This window comes from Collinsella aerofaciens (genome assembly GCF_018785265.1).
GTDB classification, from domain to species: domain Bacteria; phylum Actinomycetota; class Coriobacteriia; order Coriobacteriales; family Coriobacteriaceae; genus Collinsella; species Collinsella aerofaciens_AI.
On the sequence record NZ_WQPK01000032.1, the window covers coordinates 21,711 to 29,392 of the forward strand.

At 59.3% G+C, this 7,682-nt stretch carries 7 protein-coding genes; all 7 read right to left on the bottom strand.

The genetic code is table 11. From position 1 onward, the window contains the following. Positions 1-55: 55 nt before the first annotated feature. Positions 56-526 (bottom strand): hypothetical protein, encoded by a 471-nt coding sequence (locus GPK42_RS05820; protein ID WP_022094483.1) that lies wholly within the window; start codon positions 524-526, stop codon positions 56-58. A gap of 90 nt (positions 527-616) precedes the next feature. Then, positions 617-1,582, bottom strand: coding sequence for a 16S rRNA (cytosine(1402)-N(4))-methyltransferase RsmH (rsmH, locus tag GPK42_RS05825; protein WP_215694154.1), 966 nt, complete (start codon positions 1,580-1,582; stop codon positions 617-619). A 20-nt stretch (positions 1,583-1,602) separates the two neighbouring features. Continuing rightward, positions 1,603-2,037, bottom strand: coding sequence for a division/cell wall cluster transcriptional repressor MraZ (locus GPK42_RS05830; protein ID WP_006234269.1), 435 nt, complete (start codon positions 2,035-2,037; stop codon positions 1,603-1,605). Between the two features lie 460 nt (positions 2,038-2,497). Then, positions 2,498-3,439 carry a site-specific tyrosine recombinase XerD gene (xerD, locus tag GPK42_RS05835; protein ID WP_215694156.1) on the bottom strand — a complete coding sequence of 314 codons (942 nt, stop codon included), beginning with the start codon at positions 3,437-3,439 and terminating at the stop codon, positions 2,498-2,500. A gap of 2 nt (positions 3,440-3,441) precedes the next feature. Beyond that, positions 3,442-5,103 (bottom strand): CTP synthase, encoded by a 1,662-nt coding sequence (locus tag GPK42_RS05840; protein WP_035137945.1) that lies wholly within the window; start codon positions 5,101-5,103, stop codon positions 3,442-3,444. 178 nt (positions 5,104-5,281) lie between these two features. Beyond that, positions 5,282-5,620, bottom strand: coding sequence for a helix-turn-helix domain-containing protein (locus tag GPK42_RS05845; protein WP_040358312.1), 339 nt, complete (start codon positions 5,618-5,620; stop codon positions 5,282-5,284). Between the two features lie 256 nt (positions 5,621-5,876). Next, positions 5,877-7,358 carry a DUF1846 domain-containing protein gene (locus tag GPK42_RS05850; RefSeq protein ID WP_006234276.1) on the bottom strand — a complete coding sequence of 494 codons (1,482 nt, stop codon included), beginning with the start codon at positions 7,356-7,358 and terminating at the stop codon, positions 5,877-5,879. Positions 7,359-7,682: the final 324 nt, after the last annotated feature.

A 7,682-nucleotide genomic window follows, 5' to 3' on the forward strand; every position in this document is an offset into this window, starting at 1 on the left:
CGGCCCCCATCGGAACCGCGGCGATAGTCATTTGTCATACTCAGCTACCGTCTTGCTACTGAGCGGTCGCGGTCGCGTTGGCGCCCGCGGCTGCATCCTGCGAAAAGTCAAGTGTAACGCTCTCGCTGGGCTCCACCATGCCATAAGCGCCCGCAAGGTCGCGAATGCGCGTGTCGGCGCCATAGACCGAATGCATGACCTCCAGGTCGGAGCTCTCATCGGTCGCCTTTTCGAGCGTGTTGGTAAGCTCGGCGTTGCTGTTGAGCACCTGGGCCGTAACGCCGGCGAGTGCCACGCGGGCGACGCCGATCGTCATGAAGATAGCCGCAATGATGCAAAACGTTTTAAGAACGCTCATGAAAACCGGGCTTACCGCCTGGTTTGCCTGACGGCCCGCGCCCGTGTAGACATCAAAGCGCGGCGTGCGCTGCTCACGGGGAGCAACGGGGGCCTGCGGCGTCTCACGATAGGCGGGCATGGCGTTCATATCATAGGCAAGTGCTGCGCTTGAAGTGTTGTAGCCCATGATATGCCGCCTCCCATCCCGAGTACGTTGGTAGTGTGTTTAAGCTTCGTTTATGGTGCGAGCGGGAGGTCCAATATCGCGCGGTCGCGCCTACAGACGCTGCGCCACGCGGATTTTGGCTGATCTCGCCCGAGGGTTGCGCTCAACCTCATCAGGCTGGGCAACCAAGGGTTTGCGGGTGATGACCTTGAGTATCGGCACGTTGCCGCACACGCACACCGGAATCTCCGGCGGACACGTGCACCCCTGGCTCATCTCCTTAAAGTGGTTCTTTACGATACGGTCCTCGAGCGAGTGATACGAGATGACGCAGATACGTCCGCCCGGGTTGAGCCACCTGGTGGCAGCATCAAGCCCTCGTTCGAGCACATCGAGCTCGTGATTGACCTCGATGCGAATGGCCTGGAAACTTTTCTTGGCCGGGTGTCCGCCATGCCGACGAGCGGCAGCCGGGATACCCGCCTTGATGATCTCGACAAATTGGCCGGTGGTTTCGATCGGTTCTTGCTCGCGGCGGCGCACAATCTCGCGCGCGATCTGCGAGGCGAACTTCTCTTCGCCGTAGACGCGTAGAATCCGGGCGAGGTCGTGTTCGTTATAGGTGTTGATGACCTCAGCTGCGTTTAAGGTGTTATTACCCGGATCCATCCGCATGTCCAATGGGGCGTCCTCGTTATACGAAAAGCCCCTGCCAGGGATATCGAGTTGCGGTGACGAAACGCCCAAATCGAACAGGAAGCCATCGACCCCGGGCACCTCGGCCGAGCAAAGCAGCTCGTCCAAGTCGCCGAAGTTGCCCTTCAGCAGCTGGTGCGGAACGCCGGGAACCTCGCGGTCCAGACGGGTGCCAGCGGCCTCGAGGGCCATGTCGTCCTGATCGACGCCGAGCAAAAGGCCCGTCTCCCCCACCTGCGCGGCCATCTTTACCGAATGGCCGGCACCGCCAAGGGTGCAATCGCAGACAACGGAGCCGCTCTTTAGCCGCAGCGACTCAAGCACTTCGCCGAGCATGACAGGTTCATGCCGATATTCTTGTGTCAAGATCCCACGCTCCATCCGTTACCCGTGCCTTGCCCTTACGAGAAGAAGAGGTCCAGCAGGGCCTCATCGTCATCGTCCTCATCGGCCGCGGCGCGATCCCAAACCTCAAGGTGGTCGTAGTTGCCCACAACCGTGACCTCGCGGTCGAGGTTCGCCTGTTTGCGGAGAGACTCGGAAAGACCGATACGACCGGCGCTGTCCACGTCCATCGACGTGGTGCGCTTGTTGATCGCCCTCATGAGCTTCTGGTCATTAATGTCACGCGGGTTAAAACCCTCGTGGCCCTCACGACCCGCGAAGAGTCCTTCGACCCACTTATCGAAGGCCTCGGCAGAGAACACGTACAGAGCATCGACATCCAGGGCTTTGAACACGCGAACGTGCTCTCCAAGCTCCTCGCGAAGGGGTGCAGGCAGGGATAGACGACCTTTTGCATCGAGATTGCGCTCGTATGCACCAGTCATTCCCATGTGCGCCCTCCCCTCGGTTACTCAGATGGCACGTACGCGGGGAACCACCCCGCCTGTCGACGTCATTAATAATATGGGGAACCGCCCCATTTTTCAACACTTTTCCCCACCCCTTCCCCCACCCCGCCCCACTATTCCACCCCCAATATGTTGTAAAACACCCCCGAGCATATGTTCGAAAACACAATATGTTGTGTTTGCAGCAAAGGCGGGATGCCACCTGTAGAACCACGCCCGCGAACCTCAACCTTCAAGTTGACCTTGAGGCGATTTTTACGTCCCTTTACACGCCGTTCACATCGCCCCCAAACTCCCCCACCCACGGTACACACGGCCCACCACCGCGTCGGTGTCTGGCGAAAAATGGGACGGGCCCCAGATTGCCCATGCGCGCAAAAGTGCGTCTCGGCAATCTGGGGCCCGTCCCCAAATACCTATAAATATGCAGGTCAGCGATGTGTTAACGATGTGCCAGCGGGTGTGCCGCCAAATAGACCTCGGTCAGTTGCGTACGATCGACATGCGTGTAGACCTGCGTGGTCGATATATCGGCATGTCCCAAGATCTCCTGTAGCACACGGAGGTCTGCGCCGCCCGCAAGCATATGGGTGGCAAAGGAGTGACGCAGCGTATGGGGATGGAGCCCCACCAGTCCCACCTGGCGCCCGTAGCGCTCACAGATGGCATGGATGCCCTGGCGCGACAGACGGCGGCCGTTCTTATTTAAAAAGACCGCCGAGGTCTCGGTTCCGCGGGCATGGGCCGCCAAGCGAGAACGCCCCTCAGTTACATAAAGCGTCAGAGTTCGCGCCGCGCTTCCTACCAGCGGGGACAGGCGTTCCTTCGAGCCCTTACCACGAACGAGCACAAAGCCATCGTCGATATGGATATCGCCCACATCGAGCCCCACCAACTCGCTCACACGCAAACCGCATCCGTAGAGCACTTCCAAGATGGCATGGTCGCGCAAGCCCATCTCGCCCTCGGGGAAGTCTTGATCGAGCAGCGCCGAGACATCCTCCACCGATAGATACTCCGGCAAACGCTCAGCCTTTTTAGGCAGGCGCAACGCCGCCGTTGGATTTTGGGCCACAGCCCCATCGCGCACCAAAAAGGCATGTAGGCCCTTCACGGCCGCAAGCGCACGCTCCACCGAGGCATCCGAATAGCCCCCATCGCGACGGTCGGCGACAAAGCCCTCCACGACCTGACGGGTCACCTCTTCAAAAGACACAATACCAGCCCGCTCCAGATAGGCGCAGTACGTCGTCAGGTCACGACGATAGGCCGCAATCGTGTTGCGCGCCAAACCCCGCTCGACCGCGAGGTAATCGAGATACTCCCCCGCCGCCACGGCGAGCGACGAGGGAGTAGCTTCGGTATGTTCCTTATTCGCCGGCACCCTTAGTCCGTAGCGAGGTTCTTGGGCGTCACCTGCAAGCGATCGACGCCCTCATGCTGGCCGATCGAGGCGCGCACGAACTCGCGGAACAGCGGCTGCGGGTTGGTCGGGCGGCTCTTGAACTCGGGATGAGCCTGGGTTGCCACATACCACGGATGCACGTCGCGCGGCAGCTCGACCATCTCGACCAGGCGCTCGTCGGGCGAAAGACCAGAGATAACCAGACCAGCGCCCTCGAGCTGGTCACGGAAGGCGTTGTTGAACTCAAAGCGGTGACGGTGACGCTCGTAGACGAGCTCCTCGCCATATGCCTCGCGCGCGAGGGTATCGGCGGCAAGCTTGCACGGATAGGCGCCCAGGCGCATGGTGCCGCCCTTCTCGGTCACGTCCTCCTGCGAGCTCATCAGGTCGATGACACTATACGGGCCATCCGGATCGAACTCGGAAGAGCTGGCACCGGCAAGGCCGACCACGTTGCGGGCAAATTCGCACACGGCCACCTGCATACCCAGGCAAATGCCCAGATACGGAATCTTGTGCTCACGGGCAAACTCGGCCGCGAGGATCTTGCCCTCCAGGGCGCGCTTGCCAAAGCCGCCAGGGACCAGGATGCCCGAGGCGTCACCCAGGACCTCGGAGACGTTCTGCTCGTCGAGGCTCTCGCCATCGACCAGCTGTACATCAACGTGGCGATCGTAGAAGACGCCCGCATGGTGCAGGGCCTCGATAACCGACAGGTAGGCATCGGGCAGCTGCGTATACTTGCCCACGACGGCGATCTTCACCTTGTCGGCGTGCTGGTTGGCATGGTTCTGCTTGCGCAGGAACTCGTTCCACTGACTCATGTCGCGCTCACGCGGGTCAAGACCCAGACGCTCGCAAATGCGCAGGTCAAAGTCCTGCTCGGCGAGCAGCTGCGGAACATCGTAGATGCTCGCGCAGTCCTCGTTGGTAAAGACACAGTCGGTGTCGACGTCGCAGAAGCTTGCAATCTTGCCGCGGATGGCATCATCGATATGGTGGTCGGAGCGCAGAACGATAATATCGGGCTGGATACCAAAGCTGCGGAGCTCCTTGACGGAGTGCTGCGTCGGCTTGGTCTTGACCTCGTGGGCGGCGGCGATATAGGGAACAAGCGACACGTGGATGTAGCAGACGTTCTCGGGGCCGGCCTCCTTGCGGTACTGACGGATGGCCTCGACAAACGGTTGGGACTCGATGTCGCCGATCGTGCCGCCCAGCTCGGTGATGACTACATCGGAGCCGGTCTGCTCCTCGATGCGGCGGAACTTGTCCTTAATGGCATTGGTGACGTGAGGAATCACCTGCACGGTACCGCCCAAAAAGTCGCCGCGACGCTCGCGGGCGATCAAGCTCTTATAGATGGCGCCGGTCGTAAAGTTGGAATCGCGGGTCAGGTTCTCATCAATAAAGCGCTCGTAATGACCCAGGTCCAGGTCGGACTCGTAACCATCCTCGGTAACGAAGACCTCACCATGCTGGAAGGGGCTCATGGTACCGGGGTCGACGTTCAGATACGGATCGGCCTTTTGCATCGTTACTTTGTAGCCACGCGACTTGAGCAGACGGCCCAGCGAGGCCGCGGTGATACCCTTGCCCAGGGACGAAACCACGCCACCGGTTACGAACACATGCTTGGTCATATTGAGTTACCTGCGCTTCCCGTAGAAGTTGTTTATCCACATCTTACGGGTCTTCATTGTAATACTCGCGCCGCGGACCGTTCGCAATTTTTCTCGCGTGCGATTGCATTTCTCAATCTTGAAACAAAACGCCGCCCGGTTTCCCAGGCGGCGTCGCTATGGCAAGGGTTACATGCTGCTATCGATCAGCAACCTCGTCCTCAAGCATTTCTTGAACGAGCATGCCGGTACGGACGCCCTCAAGATACCACTCGCCACGTTCGGTGAGGCAAATGCCATTTGCAAGCTGACCGCCGTCGTCGCTATAACGCGAGACGACATCAATCATGCCTTCGGAATCCAAGCGATCGATTGCGGCGCGGGCACGATACGGCGAAACCCCCACGCGCTCGGCAAGCGTTTTGCGCGAGAAACCATACGGCCCGCCATTGTCTTCGGTTTGCTGGTCAATCTCCATCAACACCAGCACCTCGACACGCTTCATATCGTTGACACTCGCACGACCCTTGCCCGCCATAGCAGCCTCCTCAAACCGAGCACGAGCATCTAACGCGCCGTGCGCGACCGACACACCTCACGATGGCAGGTAATATCCATCATGCGGCATCCCGCTAAGGATGAAACAGTTACGGTTATTGTATACCGCTCAAATTGTTTCTAGGCAGGTAAACAGCTATTTTTCGCCGAAATAGGCGCTTTATTGATCAAAAAGCCGTACCGGGCGCTAACCCGATACGGCCAAAATGCAATGCAATTACCGCGGTGCTTCAAACTTAGCGATGGAAGAAACCGCGGCGCTCAAACTTGGGCTCGCAGCACACGTTGATACCCAGTTTGCGCAGTACCGTCTCGTCCGTCGGCGAGATGATCACGCTAAAGAAGGCGTCGCAGCCGCGCAGCTGCTCCAGGCCCGAAAGGACACGAGCGGCCGTCTCGCTCGTAGCTGAGGTGATCGACAACGCCATGAGCGTTTCGTCGGTGTGGAGGCGCGGGTTTTTGCTGCCCAGGAAATGAGTCTTGAGCTTGCTGATGGGTTCGATCGCCTCGTCGCTGATGACCTCGAGTTCAAGGTCGACGCCCGAGACATGCTTAAGTGCGTTCATGATGAGCGAGCTCGCGGCGCCCAGGCGCGTGGAAGTCTTGCCGGTCACCACGGAGCCATCGGGCATGACCATGGCACCCACGGGACCACCCGTCAGCTGCTCCCTGGTGAGGGCTGCCGAGCGCGCCGGCGAGTAGTTCTTATCGATGCCGGCCTTCTTCATAATAATCTTGAGACGGTCGACCTGCTCATCGCCCACGCCGGTACGGCGCACATTTTCGACCGCGGTAAAGTAGCGGCGGACGATCTCCATCTTGGAAGCGTCGCGGCAGGCATCGTCATCGGTGATGGCAAAGCCGACCATATTGACGCCCATGTCCGTAGGACTCTGGTAGGGGCTCTTGCCCAGAATCTTTTCCATCAGAGCACGGACCACCGGGAAGGCCTCGACGTCGCGGTTGTAGTTGACCGTGGTCTTGTTATAGGCCTCAAGGTGGAACGAATCGATGATATTGGCGTCGTCGAGGTCAGCCGTGGCGGCCTCGTAGGCAATATTGACCGGATGCGTCAGAGGAAGATTCCAGACCGGGAAGGTCTCGAACTTGGCATAGCCGGCGGCGGTACCGTGCTTATGCTCGTGATACAGCTGCGAGAGGCAAGTGGCGAGCTTGCCCGAGCCGGGGCCGGGTGCCGTCACGACAACGAGCGGACGCGTGGTCTCGACAAACTCGTTCTTGCCGTAGCCATCGTCGGACACGATCAGATCGACATCGTGCGGATACCCCTCGATGGGATAGTGCAACTTGGCGGGAATACCGAGCGCGTTCAGGCGGTTGCGGAACACATCGGCAGCAGGCTGGCCGGCGTACTGGGTGATGACCACAGCCGCGACGGCAAAGCCGTTGCCGCGGAACAGGTCAACCAGGCGCAGCACATCCTCGTCATAGGTAATACCGAGGTCACCACGAGCCTTGTTTTTCTCGATGTGGTTCGCGTTGATCGCGATGATAACCTCGACATCGTCGGCGATGCTCTTGAGCATGCGGAACTTGCTGTCCGGTTCAAAACCCGGCAGCACGCGACTCGCGTGATAGTCGTCAAACAGCTTGCCGCCAAACTCCAAATAGAGTTTGCCGCCAAACTGCGAGATGCGCTCCTTAATATGAGCGGCCTGCAGCTCGATATATTTCGCGTTGTCGAAACCCTGGCGCATGTATGGCTCCCGTCCCGTTTCCAATTAATGTTCTAGGCGATTATAACGGAGCAGACCCTCCCCAACGCCCAAGCAATCAACTGGCACCAACCAAACACGCCATCGATAAGTTGCGGTGAAATAGTTCCCGTTTAACCCCTCAAGACGGCCAAACAGGAACTATTCCACCGCAACTTCCCCTTTTTGGCGCAAACTAACCTGACACCTTTGCACCAACAAGGGAAACGTCGCTGGTTGAGCATAAGTCAGACACTATGACCCAATCCAGGGGCACGGAAACGACAGGAGCCCCCGCTCGTGACCGCGGGTCGGGGCTGCGACAAT

What these genes read in the sequence shown, in the direction of transcription:
- GPK42_RS05820 (WP_022094483.1), bottom strand. Translation starts at nt 526, where the DNA reads ATGGGCTACAACACTTCAAGCGCAGCACTTGCCTATGATATGAACGCC.
- rsmH (WP_215694154.1), bottom strand. Translation starts at nt 1,582, where the DNA reads ATGGAGCGTGGGATCTTGACACAAGAATATCGGCATGAACCTGTCATG.
- GPK42_RS05830 (WP_006234269.1), bottom strand. Translation starts at nt 2,037, where the DNA reads ATGGGAATGACTGGTGCATACGAGCGCAATCTCGATGCAAAAGGTCGT.
- GPK42_RS05840 (WP_035137945.1), bottom strand. Translation starts at nt 5,103, where the DNA reads ATGACCAAGCATGTGTTCGTAACCGGTGGCGTGGTTTCGTCCCTGGGC.
- GPK42_RS05845 (WP_040358312.1), bottom strand. Translation starts at nt 5,620, where the DNA reads ATGGCGGGCAAGGGTCGTGCGAGTGTCAACGATATGAAGCGTGTCGAG.
- GPK42_RS05850 (WP_006234276.1), bottom strand. Translation starts at nt 7,358, where the DNA reads ATGCGCCAGGGTTTCGACAACGCGAAATATATCGAGCTGCAGGCCGCT.